This is a genomic window from Sphingomonas metalli (genome assembly GCF_014641735.1).
Taxonomy (GTDB): Bacteria; Pseudomonadota; Alphaproteobacteria; order Sphingomonadales; family Sphingomonadaceae; genus Sphingomonas; species Sphingomonas metalli.
On the sequence record NZ_BMIH01000004.1, the window covers coordinates 297,840 to 318,226 of the forward strand.

The 20,387-nt window shown below is 69.6% G+C and carries 21 protein-coding genes and 2 tRNA genes; 7 read left to right on the top strand and 16 right to left on the bottom strand.

The features are described 5' to 3' along the window. Window positions 1-11: 11 nt before the first annotated feature. A complete protein-coding gene (locus IEX18_RS15730) occupies window positions 12-467 on the bottom strand; it encodes a GNAT family N-acetyltransferase (RefSeq protein WP_188659851.1) in 456 nt (151 codons plus the stop codon). Window positions 468-542: 75 nt separating this feature from the next. Between IEX18_RS15730 and IEX18_RS15735 the strand changes: the two genes are divergently transcribed. Continuing rightward, window positions 543-1,265: a dienelactone hydrolase family protein gene (locus IEX18_RS15735; protein WP_188659853.1), complete on the top strand. Its 723-nt coding sequence runs from the start codon at window positions 543-545 to the stop codon at window positions 1,263-1,265. 174 nt (window positions 1,266-1,439) lie between these two features. Here IEX18_RS15735 and IEX18_RS15740 read toward each other — a convergent pair whose 3' ends face one another. Continuing rightward, a complete protein-coding gene (locus IEX18_RS15740; protein WP_188659855.1) occupies window positions 1,440-2,552 on the bottom strand; it encodes a M14 family metallopeptidase in 1,113 nt (370 codons plus the stop codon). Next, a complete protein-coding gene (locus IEX18_RS15745) occupies window positions 2,549-3,160 on the bottom strand; it encodes a DUF4136 domain-containing protein (RefSeq protein ID WP_188659859.1) in 612 nt (203 codons plus the stop codon). Before IEX18_RS15745 ends, IEX18_RS15740 begins: the two co-directional genes overlap by 4 nt. 139 nt (window positions 3,161-3,299) lie before the next feature. On the opposite strand from IEX18_RS15745, the gene ykgO reads away from it, so the two are divergent. Both ykgO and IEX18_RS15755 read left to right on the top strand, forming a co-directional pair. Beyond that, complete coding sequence (ykgO, locus tag IEX18_RS15750; protein ID WP_003046794.1) at window positions 3,300-3,425, top strand: type B 50S ribosomal protein L36; 126 nt, start codon at window positions 3,300-3,302, stop codon at window positions 3,423-3,425. A 32-nt stretch (window positions 3,426-3,457) separates the two neighbouring features. Continuing rightward, window positions 3,458-4,108: an HAD-IA family hydrolase gene (locus IEX18_RS15755; protein WP_188659862.1), complete on the top strand. Its 651-nt coding sequence runs from the start codon at window positions 3,458-3,460 to the stop codon at window positions 4,106-4,108. Window positions 4,109-4,435: 327 nt separating this feature from the next. Here IEX18_RS15755 and IEX18_RS15760 read toward each other — a convergent pair. From IEX18_RS15760 to infA, 5 genes are all read right to left on the bottom strand, one after another. Beyond that, window positions 4,436-4,511, bottom strand: a tRNA-Phe gene (locus IEX18_RS15760). Window positions 4,512-4,540: 29 nt separating this feature from the next. Next, window positions 4,541-4,714, bottom strand: coding sequence for a DNA gyrase inhibitor YacG (gene yacG, locus IEX18_RS15765; RefSeq protein WP_229664629.1), 174 nt, complete (start codon window positions 4,712-4,714; stop codon window positions 4,541-4,543). Further along, window positions 4,711-5,661: a ribonuclease gene (locus IEX18_RS15770; RefSeq protein ID WP_188659866.1), complete on the bottom strand. Its 951-nt coding sequence runs from the start codon at window positions 5,659-5,661 to the stop codon at window positions 4,711-4,713. The genes yacG and IEX18_RS15770 overlap by 4 nt, the downstream gene beginning before the upstream one ends. Further along, complete coding sequence (locus IEX18_RS15775; RefSeq protein WP_188659869.1) at window positions 5,654-6,232, bottom strand: Maf family protein; 579 nt, start codon at window positions 6,230-6,232, stop codon at window positions 5,654-5,656. The genes IEX18_RS15770 and IEX18_RS15775 overlap by 8 nt, the downstream gene beginning before the upstream one ends. 130 nt (window positions 6,233-6,362) lie before the next feature. Beyond that, window positions 6,363-6,581, bottom strand: coding sequence for a translation initiation factor IF-1 (gene infA / locus IEX18_RS15780; protein WP_007403889.1), 219 nt, complete (start codon window positions 6,579-6,581; stop codon window positions 6,363-6,365). A gap of 179 nt (window positions 6,582-6,760) precedes the next feature. On the opposite strand from infA, the gene glmS reads away from it, so the two are divergent. Further along, window positions 6,761-8,575, top strand: coding sequence for a glutamine--fructose-6-phosphate transaminase (isomerizing) (glmS, locus tag IEX18_RS15785; RefSeq protein WP_188659873.1), 1,815 nt, complete (start codon window positions 6,761-6,763; stop codon window positions 8,573-8,575). 279 nt (window positions 8,576-8,854) lie between these two features. Here the strand turns inward: glmS and IEX18_RS15790 are convergent, their stop codons facing one another. Then, entirely contained in the window at window positions 8,855-9,772 is a 918-nt protein-coding gene (locus IEX18_RS15790; RefSeq protein WP_188659876.1) for a peptidylprolyl isomerase, read from the bottom strand. 88 nt (window positions 9,773-9,860) lie between these two features. Between IEX18_RS15790 and IEX18_RS15795 the strand changes: the two genes are divergently transcribed. Beyond that, window positions 9,861-9,951, top strand: a tRNA-Ser gene (locus IEX18_RS15795). Window positions 9,952-10,118: 167 nt separating this feature from the next. Then, a complete protein-coding gene (locus IEX18_RS15800; RefSeq protein WP_188659905.1) occupies window positions 10,119-11,435 on the top strand; it encodes a tyrosine-type recombinase/integrase in 1,317 nt (438 codons plus the stop codon). A gap of 28 nt (window positions 11,436-11,463) precedes the next feature. On the opposite strand, the gene IEX18_RS18665 is transcribed toward IEX18_RS15800, so the two are convergent. From IEX18_RS18665 to IEX18_RS15815, 3 genes are all read right to left on the bottom strand, one after another. Beyond that, window positions 11,464-12,150, bottom strand: a complete 687-nt coding sequence (locus IEX18_RS18665; RefSeq protein WP_229664630.1) for a helix-turn-helix transcriptional regulator — start codon at window positions 12,148-12,150, stop codon at window positions 11,464-11,466. Between the two features lie 365 nt (window positions 12,151-12,515). After that, window positions 12,516-13,004, bottom strand: a complete 489-nt coding sequence (locus IEX18_RS15810) for a hypothetical protein (protein WP_188659908.1) — start codon at window positions 13,002-13,004, stop codon at window positions 12,516-12,518. A 63-nt stretch (window positions 13,005-13,067) separates the two neighbouring features. Further along, window positions 13,068-13,589 (bottom strand): hypothetical protein, encoded by a 522-nt coding sequence (locus IEX18_RS15815; RefSeq protein ID WP_188659912.1) that lies wholly within the window; start codon window positions 13,587-13,589, stop codon window positions 13,068-13,070. A gap of 507 nt (window positions 13,590-14,096) precedes the next feature. Here IEX18_RS15815 and IEX18_RS15820 point away from each other — a divergent pair. After that, window positions 14,097-14,699, top strand: a complete 603-nt coding sequence (locus IEX18_RS15820; protein ID WP_188659915.1) for a hypothetical protein — start codon at window positions 14,097-14,099, stop codon at window positions 14,697-14,699. A 451-nt stretch (window positions 14,700-15,150) separates the two neighbouring features. Here the strand turns inward: IEX18_RS15820 and IEX18_RS15825 are convergent, their stop codons facing one another. From IEX18_RS15825 to IEX18_RS15840, 4 genes are all read right to left on the bottom strand, one after another. After that, a complete protein-coding gene (locus tag IEX18_RS15825; protein ID WP_188659919.1) occupies window positions 15,151-15,696 on the bottom strand; it encodes a hypothetical protein in 546 nt (181 codons plus the stop codon). Continuing rightward, the gene (locus IEX18_RS15830; protein WP_188659923.1) at window positions 15,693-18,041 is read right to left on the bottom strand and encodes a site-specific integrase; all 2,349 of its coding nucleotides are present in this window, start codon (window positions 18,039-18,041) and stop codon (window positions 15,693-15,695) included. The genes IEX18_RS15825 and IEX18_RS15830 overlap by 4 nt, the downstream gene beginning before the upstream one ends. After that, window positions 18,038-19,462: a hypothetical protein gene (locus IEX18_RS15835; protein WP_229664631.1), complete on the bottom strand. Its 1,425-nt coding sequence runs from the start codon at window positions 19,460-19,462 to the stop codon at window positions 18,038-18,040. Before IEX18_RS15835 ends, IEX18_RS15830 begins: the two co-directional genes overlap by 4 nt. A gap of 179 nt (window positions 19,463-19,641) precedes the next feature. Further along, window positions 19,642-20,361 (bottom strand): 3'-5' exonuclease family protein, encoded by a 720-nt coding sequence (locus IEX18_RS15840; RefSeq protein ID WP_188659929.1) that lies wholly within the window; start codon window positions 20,359-20,361, stop codon window positions 19,642-19,644. Between the last annotated feature and the right edge of the window lie 26 nt (window positions 20,362-20,387).

Consider the following 20,387-nt stretch of genomic DNA (forward strand, 5'->3'; position numbering starts at 1 on the left):
GAGTCCTTTGATTACAGCGCGAGCGTCAGGAAGCGGTTGTGCGGGCTGGCGGCATAGTCGGCGAAGGGGCCGCAGTCCACGAAGCCCGCGCCGCGATAGAGTGCGATGGCGGCGTCGTAGAAGGCGGTGGTGCCGGTTTCGAGATAGAGGCGGCGATAGCCGCGGCGGCGGGCGGTGGCGACGACATGGTCGAGCAGCGCATGGCCATAGCCGCGCCCGCGCCGGTCGGCGGCGACGCGCATCGACTTCACCTCGCCCTCCTCCGCCGCGAGCTGCTTAAGCGCGACGAAGCCGGCGAGTCCCGTGCCGTCGGTCAGCGTCCAGAAGGTCACGCCGGGCGCGGACAGGCCGTTCGCATCGAGCGCGAAGGCGAAGCCGGGGGGCACGTTGCCGTGCTGCTCGGCGACATGCTCCGCCAGCAGGGGCGCGACGTGCGGCGCGCTCGGATCGTCCTGCCTGATCTCCATGGCCGTGCCTCGCCCGCTTGCCGGTGACGGCGCCACTCTCTAGCGATCCCGCGGATCACGGCAAGGAACGGGACGATGGCGATCGAGCGGCAGACGGTGACCTATGACGGGCCGGGCGGCCCGTTCGCGGGCGTGGCGGCATGGGACGTGGCGGTGGACGGGCGGCGCCCGGGCGTGCTCGTCATCCCCAATATCCTCGGCCAGAAGGAGGCGGACAACCACGTCGCCGAGCGGCTGGCGGGGCTGGGCTATGCCGCGCTGGCGTGCGACCTGTTCGGGCAGGGCAAGCGGACCGAGCGCGGCCGGCCCGACACGTCGCGCTATATGGACGAACTCAACGCCGACCGGGGGCTGCTGCGCGACCGGCTGGCGGCGTCGCTGGCGGCGCTGCGGGCGCTGCCGGTGGTGGACGGCGAGCGGTGCGCGGCGATCGGCTTCTGCTTCGGCGGCAAGGCGGCGCTGGACATGGCGCGGGCGGGGCTGGCGGTGCGCGGCGTGGTGTCGCTGCACGGGCTCTACGATGCGCCGCCCTATGACGACATGACGCCGATCGCGACGAAGATCCTCGTCTGCCACGGCTGGGAAGACCGGCTCGCCCCGCCCGAGGCGGTGGTCCGTCTGGGGCAGGAGCTGACCAAGGCGGGGGCGGACTGGCAGCTGCTGGCGCATGGCCATGCGGGGCACGCCTTCACCGACCGCGAACTGCCGAAGACGCCGGAGGGGTTCGGCTATGATCCGAACGCGGACCGGCGGAGCTGGGAGGCGGTGGTGCGGTTTCTGGGGGAGGTGCTGGGATAGGGGCGACCCACCTCTCCCCGACACCGCGCTCCTTCCTCTTACGTCATCCCAGCGAAGGCTGGGATCTTTGGCGATCGGCAGCGTTTCATTGGCCAGAGGCCCCAGCCTGCGCTGGGGCGACGGTTTCGGGCGGGCCGGGATTGGGGGCGGGCGAAGCGCCGGGGACTCACCCCCTCACCACCCGTCGATCATCTCCGCCAGCGTCTCCAGCATCGCGACCGCCAGCGCTTTCGACCGGACCGGGCTCCAGCCGAATTCGGGATCGGCGTTGGGATCGTGGTCCTTGAACGGCATCTCCAGCGTCATCGACACCGCGCCGAACCGCTCGGCGAGCTGGTTGGTCGACATGGACAGGTTCGCCTTGCCCGCGGGCGACCGGTCATAGCCGAGGTCGGTCTGGAACTCCGGCGTATGCGCGGCGAGGCGGCGGCCGTAATCGTAGAATTTGGCGCCGTGGTCCTCGGTCCAGGAGGGAATTCCCTCATAGCCGGCGAGGAAGTTGGCGGGGATCGCCTCGTCGCCATGGATGTCCATCGCCACGTCGACGCCGGTCGCGTCCATCGCGGACAGGACGCAGAGCACCTCCGGGCTGCGCTCGGCCGAGGGGGCGTGCCATTCGCGGTTGAGGTTCACGCCCGCCGCATTGGTGCGCAGATGGCCGCGGCGGGTGCCGTCGGGGTTCATGTTCGGGACGATGTGGAGCGTCGCCTTGCCCTTGAGCGCGGCGGCGGCGGGGGAGGCGAGCCATTCGAGCGCGCCCTCCATCCACCATTCGGTCATCGATTCGCCGGGATGCTGGCGGCCGTAGATCCAGACCTGCTTGCCGCCCGTGCCGGTGGTGAAGGCGTCGATCGCCTGCCCGTCGAGGCTGGTGCCCAGCGCGCGATGCCGCATGTCCGGCACCGCCGCGGTGCGCGCGACCAGATCGGCGTGCTGCTCCATCGTATAGGGCGCGAAATAGGCGAACCAGGCGACCGGGCCGGTCGCGGTCCAGCTCCATTCGAGCACGCCGTCGGCATAGCCCGTCTCGACCATCCGCCACGCCTGCCGGTCGGTCGACACGCGCGTCTTGTAGCCCGGCCAGCCGAACGGATAGGCCGAGCGGCCGGCATTGAGGATGCGGCAGGTGATCCGCTGCCCGGCCGCCAGCCCCGCGACCCGGAAATAGAACCATTGGTAGAAGTCGGACTGGTGGTCGGCGACGATCTCGAGGTCGAGACGGTCGCCCTGGATCGCGACGGGGCGGATATTGCCGCCGTCGAAGGCGGCGTTGATGGTGATGGTCATTTCACCTCGATAGTGCGGCCCGACTCGCCGGGAAAGCCGGTGAACAGCGCATTGGCGAGGATGTTCGCCTGCGCCGCCGGATCGGCATCGGCGCGGCGCGCGTCGGCGATATTGTGCGCGCGGCCCTCCCAGACCGGCGACTGATCGGCGCGGCGCTTGATCGTGACGGCCAGCTCCGATTCGATAAAGGCCGAACGCCCGCCACCGCCGATCGGGAAGCCGATCCCGCCGCCGAGCCCGAAGCCGCCGCCGCCGCGCCCGCCTGAAAAGCCGCCGCCGCCGATGCCGATCGACACGGGGCTGCGCCGCGGCGGGCCGACGCGGTTGGCGCGGTTGAAGCTGACGGTGGCGATCAGCTGGGGCTCGGCGCCGGGCGCGGGCAGGGCATAGCCGTTGCGCAGCAGCTGCGTCTCGACCGCGGCGGCATAGGTCTTGAATTCGATGCTGGGGGTGGTGCCCGCGGGCGCCAGCGGCTCGACCCGGATCGTGCCGCGCTGGAGCGGCTCGCCCAGATGGTAGCGAATCACCTCGGTCGGCGGCAGCGAACTGGTGGTGGCGCAGGCGCCGAGCGCGAAAAGCGGGATCAGGGCGAGGGTTACGCGAAACATCAGGCGGCCTTTCCAGCGGAAATGCGGGCGGTGGAGGATCGTTGAACGCGCAGGAAACCCGCGCGTTGCTTGACTTCCGCACCCTGTGGCACTAGGCGGCGGCGCTTTCCAGACATCCAGATACGAAAAGCCCAGAGCCATGAAGATCCGCAATTCGCTGAAGTCGCTCAAGGACCGTCATCGCGACAATCGCGTGATCCGTCGCCGCGGCCGTACCTATGTGATCAACAAGACCAACCGTCGCTTCAAGGCCCGCCAGGGCTGAGTGATACGGCCGCGCCGCGCCGGTTCCCGACGATGACGGACCGGCAGGATGCGGGCGGTGCACCGGTGACGCAGCATCGCCGCACGGCGGTGATCTTCGACATCGGGCGCGTCCTCTACCATTGGGACCCCCGGTTCCTGTACGAGCGCCTGATCCCCGAGGATCGGGCGCTCGACGCGTTCCTGGCCGAGGTGCTGACGCATGACTGGCATTTCCAGCATGATGCGGGCCGCGACTTCGCCGAGACCTCGGCCGAGCTGATCGCGCTCCACCCAGAGCATCGCGAGCTGATCGCCGCCTGGGGTCCGCGCTTCCTCGAAAGCATACCCGGGCCGATCGCGGGGATGCCGGAGATCGTCGAGCGGCTGGACGCGGCGGGGGTGCCGCTGTTCGCGATCACCAATTTCAGCCACGAATTCTTCCCGCCGTTCCGCGCGCGCGAGGCGGCGCTGTTCGACCGGTTCCGCGACATCGTCGTGTCGGGCGACGAGAAGCTGGTGAAGCCCGATGCCGCCATCTACCGGCTGGCGCTGGATCGCTTCGGCCTGCGGGCGGAGGAGGCGGTGTTCGTCGACGACAATGCGGCGAACGTCGCCGGCGCGGCGGCGCTCGGGATCGAGGCGATCCTGTTCACCGATGCGGACGCGCTGGAGGCGCGGCTCAGGGCGCTGGGGTTGTTGTGAGACTGGTGCCCTGCCTTCGGCTGGGAATTCTTCACCCACTAACCCCGTCATCCTTTGCGGAAGGTGCGAACGTGCCATCTTCCCCTCGTCATCCCGGACATGTTCCGGGATCCACCGTTCCGCGAAATCAACGGGTTGTGCGTTTGCGGTGCCGTGGATGCCGGAACACGTCCGGCATGACGACGGGCATGCCGCAAAGGTCTCGCGAAAGCCGGGATCTCCCGGTGATCGCGCGCCACAGGAACCGGTCGAGGCCCCGGCCCGCGCTGGGGCGACGTTCGGGGTTGGGAATCGGGCATAGAGCCCGCGGCATCACATCTGAAAGGATGGTGCCCAGGGGCGGGATCGAACCACCGACACTGCGATTTTCAGTCGCATGCTCTACCAACTGAGCTACCTGGGCATGTCCGGTCGAAAACCGGAAGCGCGTCCCTAGTCGTGGTTTTCGGGCTTGTCCACCCCTTCTTCCGCAGGGCCGGCGGGAAGGCGATAGCCCTCGTCGAGCCAGTGCAGCAGGTCGCGGTCGCGGTGCCGTGCCGAGCAGAAGGGGCGGTGTTGCGGGTCGGCGGGCTCGCCGCAGATCGGGCAGGCGGGTTCGGCCATCATGCGCTCTCCATCCGGTGATCGACGCCCGTGCGGCGGGCGAGTTCCGCCAGCCAGTCGGGCCGCGCCGCCAGCGCGCGGGCGACGGGGGCGGGGACACGGTGGTGGCGGGGACCGCCGGGCGGCTCGCGCTCGATCCGGCGGAGCAGCGCGCGGGCGGCGGCGGCGCCGGGATCGCCACGCAGCCGCTCGGGCAGCGAGGCGCGCGGGCGCGGGCGGACGATCTGGAGGAAGCCGAAGCCGTTGACCGCGGTCCGCTCGAAGGGCTGGGGCAGCCCCGCATCGATCGCGGCGGCGACCGCATGACGCGGCGCCTTGGCCTCGATCGTCGGAAAGTCGATGCCGATCGATCCGCCGATGCCATGGCGGACGATCGCCGCCGCCACGGCACTCGCGCCGGCCAGCGCGAGCGCCTCGAGCGGCGGCGCGCCGTCGATGTCGAACAGCGTCATCGCCGGGGTCGGTGACAGGATCAGCGCGCCGCCGGGAAAAGCGATGTCGCCGGTCATCGCCTCTTCCAGCACCTCCGACCAGCCGGCCTGTTCGAGCCGGTCGGCCTCATGCGCGCGCAGCGTGCGGACGGGGTGGCCGGTCGCGGCGATGCGCGCGGCGAGGTCGGGGCCGGGGGCGGGCGCGGCGTCGGTGACGACGGCGCGGGGCGGCTTGCGGCGACCGGGCTCGGGGATCGCCTCCCGCACGATCTCGACCGTGACGCTCCGCCCCTGGGCCAGGCCGTGGGGGAGCTTGGCGACCAGCACCTCCTCGCCGGTCGCCAGCGCGGCGCGGGCGGTGCGGCCGGGCAGGATCTCGACGAGGCGGGCGGCGTGGACCGCGCCGACCAGCGGGCCGGCGTCATCGGGCTCGATCGCGGCGATCAGGATATGGCCGTCCGCATCGACCAGCGCGGCGCGCGCCTCGCCGATGCCCGCCTCGTACAGCCACTCAGCCAAGCGGCAGGCCGGCGGCCTTGAGCAGCGCGCGCGCCTCGAACAGGGGCAGGCCGATCACCCCCGAATGGCTGCCCGCCAGATAGCGGACGAACGCCTCGGCGCGGCCCTGGATCGCATAGCCGCCCGCCTTGCCCAGCCCTTCGCCGCTGGCGACGTAGTCGGCGATCTCCTGCGGGGACAGGGGCTTGAAGGCGACGATCGTGTCGGCGAGCCTTGTCCTGGCCTTCCCCTCCGGGTCGATCACGCAGATCGCGGACAGCGCGTGGTGCCGCCGGCCCGAGAGCAGGCCGAGCAGCTCGCGCTGGATCGCCTCGTCGGTCGCGGGGGGCAGGATGCGGCGGCCGAGCGCGATGGTGGTGTCGCCGGCGATGACGATCTCACCCTGCGCGCGCGAGACCGCCTGCGCCTTCTCCACCGCGAGGCGGAGGGCATAAGCGCGGGGGAGCTCGCGCGGGTGCGGGGTCTCGTCGATCGCCGGGGCCGCGATGCGCGCGGGCTCTGCCCCGATCCGCGCGAGCAGGTCGCGGCGGCGGGGGGAGGAGGAGGCAAGGACGAGCCGGGGGGCGGTCATGGTGCTGGAGCAGCCATCGGCGTGGGCTTGTGCGGCGCCCCCCCTCCACCACCGATCTGCGATCGGCGGTCCCCCTCCCCTTGCAGGGGAGGATCTGGATGGAGGCAGGTCACGCGGATGCCGCCCTGCCTCACTTGAAGCGGTAGGTGATCCGGCCCTTGGTCAGGTCGTAGGGGGTCAGCTCGACCAGCACCTCGTCGCCGACGAGCACGCGGATGCGGTTCTTGCGCATCTTGCCCGCGGTATGCCCCAGAATCTCGTGATCGTTCTCGAGCTGCACCCGGAACATCGCGTTGGGGAGCAATTCCACCACGCGGCCGCGCATCTCGAGCAGTTCTTCCTTGGCCAAACGGATTCCCTAAGCTTGTCGTGAAGGCGCGTCGCCTTAGCGAAAACCGCGCATAAAATAAAGGTAGGGTTGGCGACACCCCGCGGCAAGGTGGCGAGGGGCAGGAGCGCCGCCATACTTGCCCCCTTCCGGCGCGCCTGTCATGGCGCACCGATCCACCTTCAGGAGCTTGATCGCCCATGTGCGGTATCGTCGCCTTCGTCTCCAGCCAGCCGGTGCAGGACCGGACCGTCCATGCGCTCGAGAAGCTGGAATATCGCGGCTATGATTCGTACGGCTTCGCCTTCGCCACCGGCAAGGGCTTCGCGCTGGTGCGCGGCGTTGGCCCGCTGTCGGAGGATTCGGGCGGGCTGCTGGCGGGCGGGCTGCCGGAAGTGACCACCGCGATCGGCCATACGCGCTGGGCGACCCATGGCGGGGTGACGGTGCCGAACGCGCATCCGCACCAGAGCTATGACGGCAAGTTCGCGGTCGTCCACAATGGCGTGATCGACAATTTCCTGGAGCTGAAGCGCGACCTGATCGGCGGCGGCGTCACCTTCGCGTCGGAGACGGACACGGAGGTGATCGCGCACCTGCTGGCGCGCCACTATGCGCAGAATGGCGGCGACCTCGACGCGGCGCTGTTCGCGACGCTCGCCGCGCTGTCGGGCGAGTTCGGGCTGGCGATCACCTGCACCGAGCGGCCGGGCCTGCTGGTCGCGGCGCGGCGGATGAGCCCGATCGCGGTCGGCATGGCGGACGGGGCCGGCTATATCTGCTCCGATCCGGTCGCGGTCGCCGGGCAGCAGGGCTGGATCGCCTATCTCGAAGAGGACGAGATCGCGTTCGTCGAAAAGGGCAGCGTGCGCGTCGGCTCCTTCCTCGACGCCGGTTTCCCGGAGCGCAAGGTCGAGCAGCTGCCGCTGACGACGGTGGCCGAGGCGAGCGAGCTCGGCCGCTTTCCGCATTACATGATCAAGGAGATCACCGAGACGGCGGAGGCGGTGCGCACCGTCGCCGCGATGCCGACCGCGACCTTCGCCCCCGCCGCGGCGCGGCTGGCGGAGGCGGACGTGGCGTTCTGCGGCGCGGGCAGCTCGCACTATGTCTGCATGCTCGGACAATATTATTTCCAGCAGGTCGCCGGGCGGCGCACCGTCTGCCACTCGGCCGACGAATTCCAGGCGCTGGCGACGCTGGGCGGGGACGGCGCGCTGATCGCGGTGTCGCAGTCGGGCGAGACCTATGACACGCTGCGGGTGATGGAGGCGGCGCAGGCGGGCGGCGCGTCGCTGGTCGCGGTGAACAATGTCGCCGGCTCCACCGCGCAGCGCATGGCCGACTTCCCGATCCTGCAACAGGCGGGGCGCGAGGTGTGCGTGCTGTCGACCAAGTCGGTGATCAGCCAGACCGCGATCGTCTGGCGGCTGGCGGCCGAGGTCGCGGCTGAGGGCAAGGGCGCGGACGTGGCCGAGCTGACGGCGCTGGCCGGGCAGCTCGACGTGCTGGTCCAGTCGCTGTCGGGCACGATCAAGGAGGTGGCCGAGCGCTATCGCTGGATCGAGCACTGGTTCTTCCTCGGCCGCGGGCTGCACTGGCCGGTGGCGGCGGAGTCGGCGCTGAAGTTCAAGGAAGTCTCGTACATCCATGCCGAGGCGATGCCGGCCGGCTTCCTGAAGCACGGCACCATCTCGCTGATCGACGAGAAGTTCTTTACCGTCGCCTTCATCCCCAACGCCGCGCACGATCCGGAAGGGTTCGCGCATGTCGTCTCCAGCCTGCACGAGATCCGGGCGCGCGGGGGCAACATCATCGGCTTCGGCCACGACCTGCCGGAGGTGTTCGCCGACGGCTTCTTCGAGGCCTATGTCGCGCTGCCGAGCGTGTCGAAGTTCATGGACCCGATGATCCAGCTCGTCGCGGGGGAGCTGTTCGCCTATCACTGCGCGGTGAAGCTCGGCCGCAACATCGACCGGCCGCGCGCGCTGGCCAAGGCGGTGACGGTGCGCTGAGGGGGCATCGTCGCCCCGGCGTGAGCACGGGGCCTTGAACGGCTCCTGTCTCGCGCCACCGCCGGAAGATCCCGGCCTCCGCGCAGTCCTTGAAAACGCGGAAACGTTGCCCCTTTTTCGTCATCCCGGACTTGTTCCGGGATCCACCGTTCCGCGCGATCAACGGCGTGTGCGTTGGTGGCGCGGTGGATGCCGGAACAGGTCCGGCATGACGGGGTAGCAGCCGGAACGGCTTCGCCCCGGCCCGGAATTTCGGTTCAGCCGGGAAGCGACCAACAGCTACCCCGGCACCCGCCGCACCGGCGGCATCGCGTTGCAGATGTCCGCGCCGCCCGCGGGCACGACGAAGAAGGGCGGCTGGCGGTTCTCGCGCCCGGCGATCCAGGCGGTGAAGCGAGGATTGTCGGAGCGGCGATACTGGAAGCGCGGGCGACCCGCCTCCGGCAGGTCGCTGGCCAGTCGCGCGGAGGCGATCGGCGCCCGCTCCCCCTCGCCGACATAGAAGCCGAGATCGCCGGTGCCGCGCGGCAGGCTGGAGAGGCGCTCGATCCCGTCCACCACCCGGCCGACGATCGCGACATTGCGGTCGAGCGCGCGGGGACCGTGGCCGATCACCGCATAGAGTTCCGCGCCGCTGCCGGTGCTCGGCGCCAGGTCCCGTGCGACGCCGACCATGCCATAGCAGTGCGGCAGCCACTCGGTCTGGAAATTGCCGGCGAGCGGCCAGCCGTCGCGGCTAAAGCCCGCCCAGTCCGCATAGGGGTCGCGCCGCCCCAGCCGTGCGACCGCGCTGGCGCCCGCGCGCTCATATTCGGGCGGCGGATTGGCGACGACGTCGGCGGGCAGCGGCTTCTTCTCGGTCGCATCGCCCCATTGCGCGACATAATTGTCCTGCACGCGATAGACGCTCGCCCCCGCATCCCACCAGCGCGCCGCGGCGAGCCGCCGGATGTTCGCGACATGGACCGGCGCATAGGGCGCGGCGAGCCGGATCGCGACCGTGCCGCCCCTGGCGAGGGTCAGGATCAGCATCTCGTCATCGGGGATCGTCACCCAGTCCTCGGACAGCGGATCGGCGGGCGTGGGCGCGGCGGGCGGCGCCGCCGCGGGTGCTGGCGCAGCCGCGGCCGGAGGCGGAGTCTGGGACGCGGCCTGGAGCAGCAGCGCGGCGAGGGCGGCGGCGGTCGGAGTCGGCATGCCCGGCAGCGTGCCGCAGTCCGCCCCAGCGCGCAACGCTTGCGCCGCGCGGCAACCCGGCCTAGGGCGCACCGTTCCAGAGCAAAGCGGAGCGGTGGCCGAGTGGTCGAAGGCGCTCGCCTGGAAAGTGAGTATACGGCAAAACCGTATCGAGGGTTCGAATCCCTCCCGCTCCGCCACTTGATCGTTCCAGGCTGTCGCACACCTTCTCATTGATCGTCTCAAGTGTCTCAACTTAGGCGAAATTCAGAAGATTGAGTTTCTTGTTGTCGCATCGCAGCGCATCCAAGCTCACCTGAATTGGGGGCATTGCGTGGGCACCGGACCTCTGCATAGTGGGGGCATCATGCTCACAGATCCCCAGGTCCGGAAGGCGGTAGCCAGAGACCGCGACTACAAGCTGCCCGATTCCGGCGGGCTGCACCTCTACGTCACCAAGACGGGGCACCGGTCGTGGCGGTTCAAATACCGCTTCGGCGGCAAGGAGCGCCGCCTCGTCTTCGGGAGCTATCCCGACGTCACGCTCAAGCGCGCGCGCGAGCTGCGCGACGACGCGAAGCGGGCGCTCCGCGACGGGTTGGACCCAGGTCTTGAGTCGAAGCGGGCCCGCCTCTCGCGGCAGAAGGGACACACCAACACCTTCGAGCAATTCGCGCGCGACTGGCATGCCACGCAGGTGCCCCGCTGGAAGGATGTGCACGCGGACGACGTGATCACCTCCATGGAGCGCGACCTGTTCAAGGAGATCGGCGGCTATCCTGTCGACCAGATCGACGAGGCCTTGCTGCTGCACGCGCTGCGCAAGGTCGAGGCCCGCGGCGCGATCGAGACCGCGCATCGCCTGCGCCAGCGGGCGGAGCGGGTGTTCAAGTTTGCGTCGGGGGAAGGCGTCAAAAACTCGAACCCCGCCGTCAACGTCAAGGAGTCCATGAAGTCTGTCCCGCCGAAGAAGCGGCGTCCAGCGCTCGTCGACGTGAAGCAGATCCGTGCCCTGATCCGGGCCAGCGACCGCGCCGCCGCCTCGCCCGTGACGCGGTTGTCGTCGCGCTTCCTCGCCCTCACGGCGCAGCGGCCGGGCATGGTCCGGAACTCGGTGTGGAACGAGATCACGGGGATCGACTGGTCGGACCCCGGCAAGCCGTCACCCGAGGCGAAGTGGACGATCCCGGCCGACAAGATGAAGCAGGAACTCGATTTGCGCGAGGACGAGGCCTTCGAGCACGAGGTGCCGCTCGCCGAAGCGGCCGTCGAGGTCCTGCGCGTCGTCCGCCGGTTCACGGGAGGTCGGGGATACATCTTCCCCGGTGGAAGGGAATCCTCGGTTCCGCTTTCGGAGAACGCGGTCGGTTACCTCTACAACCGCGAGGGATACAAGGGCCGGCACGTGCCGCACGGGTGGCGCAGCTCGTTCAGCACCGTGATGAACAGCCGCATGGAGCGGCTCTTCCCGGGCGCCGAGAAGCTGCTGGTCGACAGGCTGGTGATCGACCTGATGCTGGCGCACACCCCCGCGGGCATGTCGGCTACCGAGCTGATCTACAACCGAGCCGCGTATCCGGAGCGCCGCCGTGAGCTCGCGGAGGACTGGGCCTCGCTGATCCTGGAAGGTGCCGACCCGGTGGCGAGCTTGCTGGAGGGACGGCGTCGGCGCGTCGAGCGCTAGATTCGGCGCGGGGTCTCCGTCACCACGCTCAGCGAGGGTTCGCGATCCAGTCCGCGACCTCGCTCTCGCGCCAGACCGAGACGTTGCCGTCCATCGGCACCTTGCCGGGAAAGCGGCCGCTCTCGATCCGCCGGTAGATGGTCGCCCGGGAAAGGCCGGTCATGGTTTGCAGCTCTGGCATGCGGACATATCGGTCCGACTGCCGCCCGGCCTGTCCGAAACTTCCCTCCGGCCCTTCCCGCACGGGAGGAGCGGCACCATCGGCTGGCTGATCCGTGGTTGCCTCCGAGCGGATGAGCCGCTCCAGGCCGCTCCTGTCGACGAAGATCCAGTGGGTCGGGACTGCGCCTGGCTCGAATGGTCTCGACGGGTCGATGGCGCTCGACGCGAACCGTTGCTCGAAGTCGTCGATCTCCCATGCGGTTGGTGGCAACGGCGACGGGACGCTACCGCCGAACGCTCGGACATGTGTGGCGACATCCCCGGCCGCGCAGGCTTCGCCCAGCATGCGGGCGGCGCCGAGTATCTGCGAGCGCGCGGGCTCGTCCACGAAGATGGTTCCATCCTCGTCGAAGGTCAGGGCGACGCGGTCAAGCGCATGCCCGTGACGCTGCAGGCACATTCGCGCCAAGGCGCCGATCAGCAGGACGCGTCCGGGCGACGTCGGCATCTCCCGCCGCCAATAGTCTTCCTGCTCCATCAGACCTTGGTTCATGCCACTCTATTATAGGACGATGTCTAATATTGCGGAAACGGCGATCCTGCGGACATCGCGAGTGAGCGGATCACGGCTGTGTGAGCCTCGGACACCACGCGATCGCAGGCGAAAATTACGCCCGCACTTAATGATCGGGTCGGTCGGGTGATCCGCTGGAGCCCCCGCCGCCAGCCGGCACCGCCGCGCCTTCGACCCTACTACCCGGCGCGTCGGAAGCCCCGCCTGCTTCGGTGCCATACCGCCTGCTAGAGGCGGACATCGAACTCATGACGCGAGACGCTCGCTGGCAAGGATTGCCGGCGATCCGGGTCTATTACCGCCAATATTCGTGAAATATACCCGGCTGAGACGGTCGCCGTCCGTCAGTAGAGGAATCGAGATCGCCCGTGTGGGCGCAATGATATGGTCCGGTTCATCTCCCGTCCGTAGTCGGTGAAATCCGCGTCCTCGAAGACGATCGCGGGCTCCTGGGTCAGCGCGCAAGGCGCGCCTCGATCTCGGTCAGCGACATCTCGGCCCTGGTCGCGGCCCCGATCTTCCCCAGCGCGTTGCTCCGCGTCTCGACGAGCGCGTTGTGGGCTAGCCCGTGGTTCTCGGGCCGGAGCCGCTCGACCGTCTGCCTCAAGTGGGCCTTCAGCCGCTCGCTCGTCGATCACGATGAGGTGATCGAGGCCCTGGCCATCGTCGTTTTCGGCGAGAGAGCGGAAGAGATCGGATAGCGCCTGCAGGCGCAAGTCGATCGTCGCGCGGATCGGGATGCCGCACTGTTCGGCCAGCAGGACCATGACGTCGGCGGCGCTCCAAGCGTGCACGTTCATGTCGTCGGGCAGTGGCTTGCGGATGTAGCCCATGTGGCTTCTCCGATTAGGCGCGGGTGGCCGTGGCGCCGGGCCGCGGGGCGGCCCGGCGCTCGGTCAGGCGGCCTTGGCGAGTTGCGGGAGGGCGAAGACGTCACCGCGCGCGAGCTGCTCCTGCTCGAGCTGGAGCAGCCGCCGGTAGGCCCGGACGATGCCGGTCCGGCCGGCCTGGAGGCTGCGCGCCGGCGCAGTGGGCAGGTGGTTCAGCCGCAGGTCGGCATCGAACTCGAACGCGCCCATCTTGAAGTTGTCCGGGACGAGGCGGGTGGTCCGGCCGTTCGGCGTCGACCAGAGCATGCAGTTCTCGATCGTGTAGACCTGGTCGCCGGCCGGGGCGACCAGCCCGATCAGCGGCACCTGGGGTGCCTCCTCCGTGTGGTGGATCCAGATGACCGGACGTCCGGTCGCGCGAACGCTGCCGGTGAACTGCAAGAGCTGCAGCGCGTGCGGCTCGTTGCCGCTGAGGATCAGCTCGACCTTCTCGATGAACTCCTGGTGGCGGCCGGGCGCGCCACCGAGGAGGTGGGCGACGGCGCCCATGTAGTTGGCGGCGAGCTGCTGGTCGCTGGGCTTGGTCATGTCGTGTCCTTCCTGTTCGAGGTTTTTTCCCCACGCTCTGCGGGGCACTTCACTGGTTGGAAAACGGGAAGTCCCGGGCGGCGCTGACGCGCGCCGTGCCGCCCCGGGCGGCGACCGCCCGAAGTTGGATTCCGTTCTTCTGACCCGAATGGTTGAGGAAAAATCCGCCAACGCGCTGGGCGCGCGTTGAGGGATAATTAGCTTTTGAGCCCGTAGGCTCCGCCGGGGCGATGCCCGAGCTGCATACCTTTTCCCCTCTACCACCTGGATCGACTGGCAAGTCGCTGTAGGGAGCGGGCCTGCGGACCCGCTGCGGCCCGCAGGCTGCCGTGCCCGTGTCCATCCGGCGCTCCGTGATTTCCAAGACACGCCACTGGGCCACGCGCTATCGAAGTGCGCGCGCGTGCCTTGTCGCCCTCCGGCCGGACCACGCTAGGCTATTAGCGCAGAGCTGCTCCACAGCGGGCGCTGCTCGGAACATATGCACATGTGCATAGTTATTCGGTCATGCGTAATGACTTCAATCAAGGTCCCCAGCGCGTGGTCGTGCCCGTCGGGCTGGACGGGCTGATCGCCGAGGCCCGCGAGGCGCGACGCCTGCCGGAGCGGGTCATGGGGTTGGAGCACTCTCTCCGCGCCGCCGCCCTGCTGGACGAGGCGCTCGCCGGCTCGTTGCCGCCGATGGTAGACCTGTCCTCATACCTGACCCGCGTGGCGTCCCTCGCGCAGATGGCGATGCCGGCATTCGGGACGGTGATGTCGGCGGTCGCGGTGCGGCGGGTCCCGTCAGGGTGGTCCCGGGCGCTGGCGGTCGCGCTTGTCGATATCCTGCGCTTCGTCGCCGCCGGGCTCTCGGCCGGCGACCGGACCGTCATCCAACTCGTGGTCGCCCGCGAGATGGAGGGGATCGTCGTCGGCGTCGCGTGCCTGTGTCCGTTCTCCCCGCTCGCCCCCGCGCGGGCGACGCAGGGGCTTATGCGCGCGGCGGCGGTCATCGCGATGTTAGGCGGCGAGTTTCAGCGCGGCATCGAGCCGCAGCGTATGGTTTTCGGAGCCACGCTGCCGTTTCCCACTAGGCCAGGTCGCCGCCGCCGGGCGCGCAGCGGGTGACGGCGTCCGGAATGACCAGCCCGGCTGACGCCTTCATCGGCAGGGACCCTCCGATCGAGATCGCTTGGCGCCTGCCAGCCGGGATCGATGGCGATGGCCGGCGGCGCTTCCACGTCGCCTGCCGGACGGTGCGCGGTCGCGGGGCCGCCCGCGCGCTCGCCGTCGGCCTGGCCGCGACGGCGTGGAACGGCGAACTGCGTTTGCGGGTGGGAAGCGGACGCCCCTTCCACACGCGCGCGCTCGACGTGGAGTTCTGGCCGGACGACGCCGCCCTGCCGCGCGCCCGGCCGGACGCGCGGCAGGGCGGCCGAGGAGCGACGCGACGCCGCAGTCGCCTCGTTCCTGTCCCGGCTGCGGCCCCTGCTCGGCGAGGCCGGCGGCCGCCGGATCATCCACCCGCACGACGCCCGGGCGCTGGCGGCGCTTGCTACCCAGGCCTGCCGGGGCACGATCAGTCGGCCGTCTTGAACATCATCTCGAGGCGGCGCACCTGCTCGCGCAGCTCCTGGTTCTCGGCAGCGATCCTGTCGCGGCTCTTCCTGACCTTTCCTAATTCGTCCATCGCTCGTGCGTAGCGGCGCTCGGCGAGATCCTTGTCGGCGCGCAGCTTGGCCATCGCGACGGACTCCTCGACGGCGGCCGCCGACGGCCGGGCATCCCCGCGCTTGGGCCGGTGCCACTCCGGGACTCGCCCGTGCGCCGCCTCCCACCTTGTTCGCGCTCCCGCCAGCGACGCCACGTGCCGGTCGGCGCTGGCCTTGCTCAGCGTTCCGCCGGCGGCGAGCACCGCGGACCTGACGGCGTCGATCGTCGGCTTGGTGCCGGCCTCCACCAGATCGTTGGCGGCCCGCTCCATCGCGGTGTTGGTCGTCTCGTGGCCCTGCCGCCAGCCCTCGCGCATCTTCTCGCCGGGGCCGGCTGGCCTGTGCTTGACCTCGACCCGGCGTGCAGCGCGCGTTCCGGTCACGCGCTTCCCCTTGCTCGTTTGAGTGCTCATGCCACGATCCTTTCCATGTTGTTGTGGCGGTCGGCCAGCGCGGCCTCCTTCTCCTGCTGCCGGCGGCGCTGCTCGCGCCGCCGCATGCGCGCGGTCTGGCGCGCGTAGTGCCGCCACACGCCGGAGGTCTGCCCCAGCGCGCGCTGCACGATCTCCGGCGACCGGCACAGCTCGAAGAGGTCGGCCGCGCAGGCATGGCGGAAGTCGTGGAACGTCGCGTCGGCGATGTTAGCGAACAGCAGCCGCAGCATGTCGCACACCTGCGTCAGCTTGAGCGCCTGGCCGTTCCACTGGAAGATGAAGGGCCTCTCGTGCGGACGCTTCCAGCGGTAGCGTTCCTCGATGAGGACGTCCGGGACGGATCCGTCGGTCCGGCCCGCCGCGCGCGAGACGCGGGCGGCGACGGACATCGCGTCGACGATCGTCTGGTCCAGCACGGGCAGGTGGACGAATTCGGGATCCTTGCCGGCGGCGGTCTTCTCGATCGCGGCGAAGCACAGGCCGGCGTTCCGTTCGCCGCTGTCGTCCGTCGGCCAGCCCTCCGCGCTTCGCTCCATCTGCATGAAGGCGCCGCCGCGGCAGAGGCTCTCCAGGACCGCGTTGCAGCCCAACTCGGCAAACAGCGCCCCCGTCTCGAACTGCTCGAGCGGCACCATGCTGCGCCGGCGCGCGATGGCCCGCCGCCAGACGGCCTCGTCGGCCTCGTCGAACCACATGAGGCCCTGCGGCAGAGAGCGGGACGCGGGCAGACGCCAGGTGCGCAGGATGGTCTGCCGCCGGCGCAGCATGCGGCGGTCGAGACCCGTCGGCCGCGCCATGGCGCCGCAGTCCGACAGGGTGACGAGGAAGGGCTTCACCGTCCTGCCGCCGGCGACGGCGCGCGCGCCCAGCCGCTCGAACATGACACGCGGCGCATCGGGAGCCTTTTCGACTCCGTCGATTGCCAAAGTATCCTGCACCGGGACGGCTGGCAGTCCGAGCGATTCCCGCAGGGCGTCGGTCAGCCACGCGCGCCAGCGCTCCTCTTGGATGTGCCCGTCGGGATGCCCGGACAGGAGCCGTCCGTTGTCGTCGAGGACAGGGATCCGGACCAGGAAGTCCTCGTATGGCGGTGCGTCGGGGTCTCGGTTGGCCAGCAGCCGATCACGCGCGGCATAGGCGGCGTCGCAGAGCGATCCGATCTGCTCCATCCGCTCCCAGAAGCGGGCGACCTTGTCGGTGAGGGCGTCGGCCAGGGGGTCGCTCCGCTCCTTGCGGTTCTCGCGTGCCTGCGAGCGCAGGTCGCGGAAGTGGTCGAGCAGGCGTTTGCGGAAGCCCGACTGGTCGGGGTGCCGGGCAGGCACAAGATCCATAATGCACTTGACCCCGTCCGGGTCGACGCCGCGCGCGTATCGCTCGGTCACGTCGGTGAGGAGCAGCCATGTGCGGCACACCATGTCGCGCACCCCCGGCGGCATCGCGCCGTCGAGTTCCGGCGAGAACGCGATGTGCTCCAGCGTCGCCTCAATGGCCTGCTCGTCGCGGTGGCCGGCGCCGGGGCGCAGCCGCCGGAGCCAGTGGGCGAAGCGCTGGACCATGACCATGTGGTGCTCGAGCCGCTCCTCGCGTCTCGCCGACGCGGCTGCCACTATGGCGAAGAGAGCGGCCGGGCCGGTGACGGGCGCGGTGGCGGCGAGCCGGGCGCGGGACCGGTCTCCCGGCTCCTCGTGGTGCTCGCGGGCGTCGGAGTCGAGGCAGGTGGCGGGTGCCCCGGTGAGCGCCGGCACGGCGGCGACGACCATATCCATCGTCCAGGGCCTGACGGGCACCATCGTTACGTCGGCGTCCCAAGGCGTCCCGATGAGCCTCGCCAGCCGCGCCGCGGCGCTGCGCGCCGCCGCCGACGGCATCCGCAGCAGTGCGGCCAGCTCCTCCGGCCGATGGACTCCGCCGGTCTCGGCCAGAACCGCCCCCGCCGCCAGCAGGACGCGTGCGGGCGGCTGTTCAGCGTCGCGCACCGCGCAGGCGTCGCGGACGTCGGTGAAGCGCCTGACTGCGGCCCGGGTCGCGCTAGGCTCGTAAGATTCAGTCCATGATGCGAACACCGAGGCGCAGGTGGCGTCCGCCTCCAGCGCAACGTGGCCAGGCGCAGGGCGGATCAGCGCACCTGCGGCCACGAGCGTGCGCAGCTTGCGGCGGCTCAGGCCGAGCTGGAGCCGTGCCTGGGCGTCGGTGACCGTGAGCTGTCCGAGCCCTGGTGCAGGGGAAGGAGGTGGTTCGGCCGCCCCGTCCAGCAGCGCGTGGAAGTCGAACTGGTGGGCGCCGCGGACCCGCCCGCCGGCGACGACCGTCGCAGCGGCGGTCACTGCAGCCCCCGTGACGGAAGTCCAGCGAGGGTCGCGGCGGCGACCGGGTCGGCCAGGCGAGGCGAGCGGGGCGGGATCGGCAGCCCCTGGCGGCGGGCAGCAGCCTCGCGCTGCCGCTGCTCGGCGCGCTCGCGCCGGATGCGACGCGACTCGTTGTCCCAGGCGTGGCGGACGTAGTTCTTCCACACCGGCGAATCGTGTCCGAACTCGCGGCCTGCCTCGTTGAGCCGCCGCGTCCGCTCGGGCCCCGGCTTCGTCTCCGCGAAGATGGAGGTCACGCTGTCGTGCATCCGGCAGTTGCGGTAGAAGTGTGGCGACGGCGTCCACCCGCCGACCGCCACCCCGTTGGTCAGCATCGCGTCCTGGAACCAGTAGCGGAAGCCGCTGCGGCTGTAGTGGTTGCCGGTGTTAGGGCTCGGGAACAGCACGATGGCGTCGAGCGCGGCGTCGTCCCCGGCGGCGGCGAGTTCGCGCAGGTGGTCCATCATGGTCCGGCCCGCGGCGCTGGGGTGCGGTTCGGAGGTGAACCTGGCGACCAGCCAGCGCTCCACCTCGGCGACGATCGGCACCGGCTTCTCCAGGCTGCCGTCGCCCCACTTGTCGCGGACGTAGATCGTCGGGCCGAAGTCGCCGAGCTTCCAGCCGAGCGCCGATGCCGGCAACAGCTCGTTAACGCGAGGCGCATCGGCGTCGTAAGAGCGGGTCAGCACCTTGACGACCGCTGGAGCTTCGCTCTCAAGCACCGCGCCCGTCATCTGGTCGCGCACCCCATCGGGGTTGTGGGGTCGGCCGACGTGCTTCTGCCGGCCCTTCACGACGAAGCGGGCACCGGCATACTTGCGGCCGTAGTTGTTGGTGATCGTGGCCTTGCCGATGGCGAGCCGTTCCGCTGCGTTCATCTTGTGCCACCCGGCGACCTCGGCCGGATTGGCCGGCGACGGGTGCAGGCCGCATTCGATGAGCTTTGCGTAGAGGACGCGGATGCGGCGCGTGTAGCGGCCCAGGTAGTTGGGGAAGCCGTCGCGCACCGTGACGTCGTAGCTGTCGGAAAGGTTCACCTGCTTCGTGACGGTGAGCCCGGCCGCCTCCAGCGCCTCCTTGATGAGCGTGACCGCCACCTCGAACGGCAGCGTGAGGAAGGCCAGCGGCCCATTGGGGTGCTGGCCCGCGAACTGGAGAAAGAGCCTGTAGAAGCGCAGGTCCTCAACACGCTGGTTCGGCTTCGAGAGCGCGAGCAGTTCCCGCAGGGCCTTACTCATCTTGCGGTGCGGACCATCGCCGAGCAGCACGAGGCCGCCCTGGGTGACCACGATGCCGCGCGCTTGCGGCGCATTGATGGCCTGCGGCGTCGCGCCGGGCTGCGCGTTGGTTGTCGAATCGGTTGCCGGCATCATGGGGACACTCTCCTTGGCCAGCAGCATATGATTGCAAGTCTAGCTTATAGCAATCCTCTACCGTTGCTTTAACCTTATTTCTCGGATACGACTTGCATTAGCCGTAGAATCTCCTTTTGATGGCATCAAAAGAAATGCGCTGCGAACACATTATATTCAGTTGCAGCAATCTTCATCTGATGGCATCAAGCGATAGGTCGCCCTGATCAGCCCCGCTCGGCCCGGGCGCGCTCGATCGCCGGGTGGTGAACGAACTGTGCGAGGTGCGGCTTCCGGAAGGTCCGCCGCTGCAACAGGTCGGCGAGCGCCAGCCAGGCCCGGCTGACGGTCTTAGAATCGCCGCGCACGGCGGACAGCTCATGCGCCATAAGGAGGAATGTCGCCGCCACGTCGACTTGGCACTTTCGGTGCGCGACGCTCGCCTCCTCGTCGATGGCGCGCACGAGCTGGTGATCAGTCGGGATGCCACACGAGGCGCATAGGTCCTTGAGCGAGGGCCAGCTTCCTCGGCCTCCACGGGTCGCCTCCCGCATGAGGTCGAGGTGCGGCATGTTCGCTAAACCCCTTAGCCCCGGCAGCGCGAATAGCCAGTTAGCAATCGTGCGGCGGCGCAGGGCTGGTAAGTCGTGCGCGACGCCGTTGTATGTCACGACAGAAGCGCGGGCCTCCTGCAGCGGCGTCAGGATCGCGTCCAGGTCGAACAGCATCTCGTATTCTTGGGAGCCCGAGCGCGTCTGGAGGTCCAGGGCACGCCACTCACTGTCGTCCCCCTCGATCGCACTGAGCACCGAGAAAGCCGTGATGCGGTGCAGGGCGGTGCGGTTGGCGGGACCACCGCGCGGCGCCAGCGCGACGGCGAAGGGATCCGGCTCGGTCTCGATGTCAATTACGGCGATCGTGCCCAGGGGCTTGTTCAAGGTCATCATCTTCCTTTTCCTCTCATGCTGAAGGG

Coding starts and splice junctions, on each gene's coding strand:
- ykgO (WP_003046794.1), top strand. CDS start 3,300: ATGAAGATCCGCAATTCGCTGAAGTCGCTCAAGGACCGTCATCGCGAC.
- IEX18_RS15820 (WP_188659915.1), top strand. CDS start 14,097: ATGCGTAATGACTTCAATCAAGGTCCCCAGCGCGTGGTCGTGCCCGTC.
- IEX18_RS15745 (WP_188659859.1), bottom strand. CDS start 3,160: ATGTTTCGCGTAACCCTCGCCCTGATCCCGCTTTTCGCGCTCGGCGCC.
- glmS (WP_188659873.1), top strand. CDS start 6,761: ATGTGCGGTATCGTCGCCTTCGTCTCCAGCCAGCCGGTGCAGGACCGG.
- yacG (WP_229664629.1), bottom strand. CDS start 4,714: ATGATGGCCGAACCCGCCTGCCCGATCTGCGGCGAGCCCGCCGACCCG.
- IEX18_RS15730 (WP_188659851.1), bottom strand. CDS start 467: ATGGAGATCAGGCAGGACGATCCGAGCGCGCCGCACGTCGCGCCCCTG.
- IEX18_RS15790 (WP_188659876.1), bottom strand. CDS start 9,772: ATGCCGACTCCGACCGCCGCCGCCCTCGCCGCGCTGCTGCTCCAGGCC.
- IEX18_RS15825 (WP_188659919.1), bottom strand. CDS start 15,696: ATGAGCACTCAAACGAGCAAGGGGAAGCGCGTGACCGGAACGCGCGCT.
- IEX18_RS15800 (WP_188659905.1), top strand. CDS start 10,119: ATGCTCACAGATCCCCAGGTCCGGAAGGCGGTAGCCAGAGACCGCGAC.
- IEX18_RS15740 (WP_188659855.1), bottom strand. CDS start 2,552: ATGACCATCACCATCAACGCCGCCTTCGACGGCGGCAATATCCGCCCC.
- IEX18_RS18665 (WP_229664630.1), bottom strand. CDS start 12,150: ATGAACCAAGGTCTGATGGAGCAGGAAGACTATTGGCGGCGGGAGATG.
- IEX18_RS15735 (WP_188659853.1), top strand. CDS start 543: ATGGCGATCGAGCGGCAGACGGTGACCTATGACGGGCCGGGCGGCCCG.
- IEX18_RS15840 (WP_188659929.1), bottom strand. CDS start 20,361: ATGATGACCTTGAACAAGCCCCTGGGCACGATCGCCGTAATTGACATC.
- IEX18_RS15755 (WP_188659862.1), top strand. CDS start 3,458: ATGACGGACCGGCAGGATGCGGGCGGTGCACCGGTGACGCAGCATCGC.
- IEX18_RS15835 (WP_229664631.1), bottom strand. CDS start 19,462: ATGCTGCTGGCCAAGGAGAGTGTCCCCATGATGCCGGCAACCGATTCG.
- IEX18_RS15815 (WP_188659912.1), bottom strand. CDS start 13,589: ATGACCAAGCCCAGCGACCAGCAGCTCGCCGCCAACTACATGGGCGCC.
- IEX18_RS15810 (WP_188659908.1), bottom strand. CDS start 13,004: ATGGGCTACATCCGCAAGCCACTGCCCGACGACATGAACGTGCACGCT.
- IEX18_RS15775 (WP_188659869.1), bottom strand. CDS start 6,232: ATGACCGCCCCCCGGCTCGTCCTTGCCTCCTCCTCCCCCCGCCGCCGC.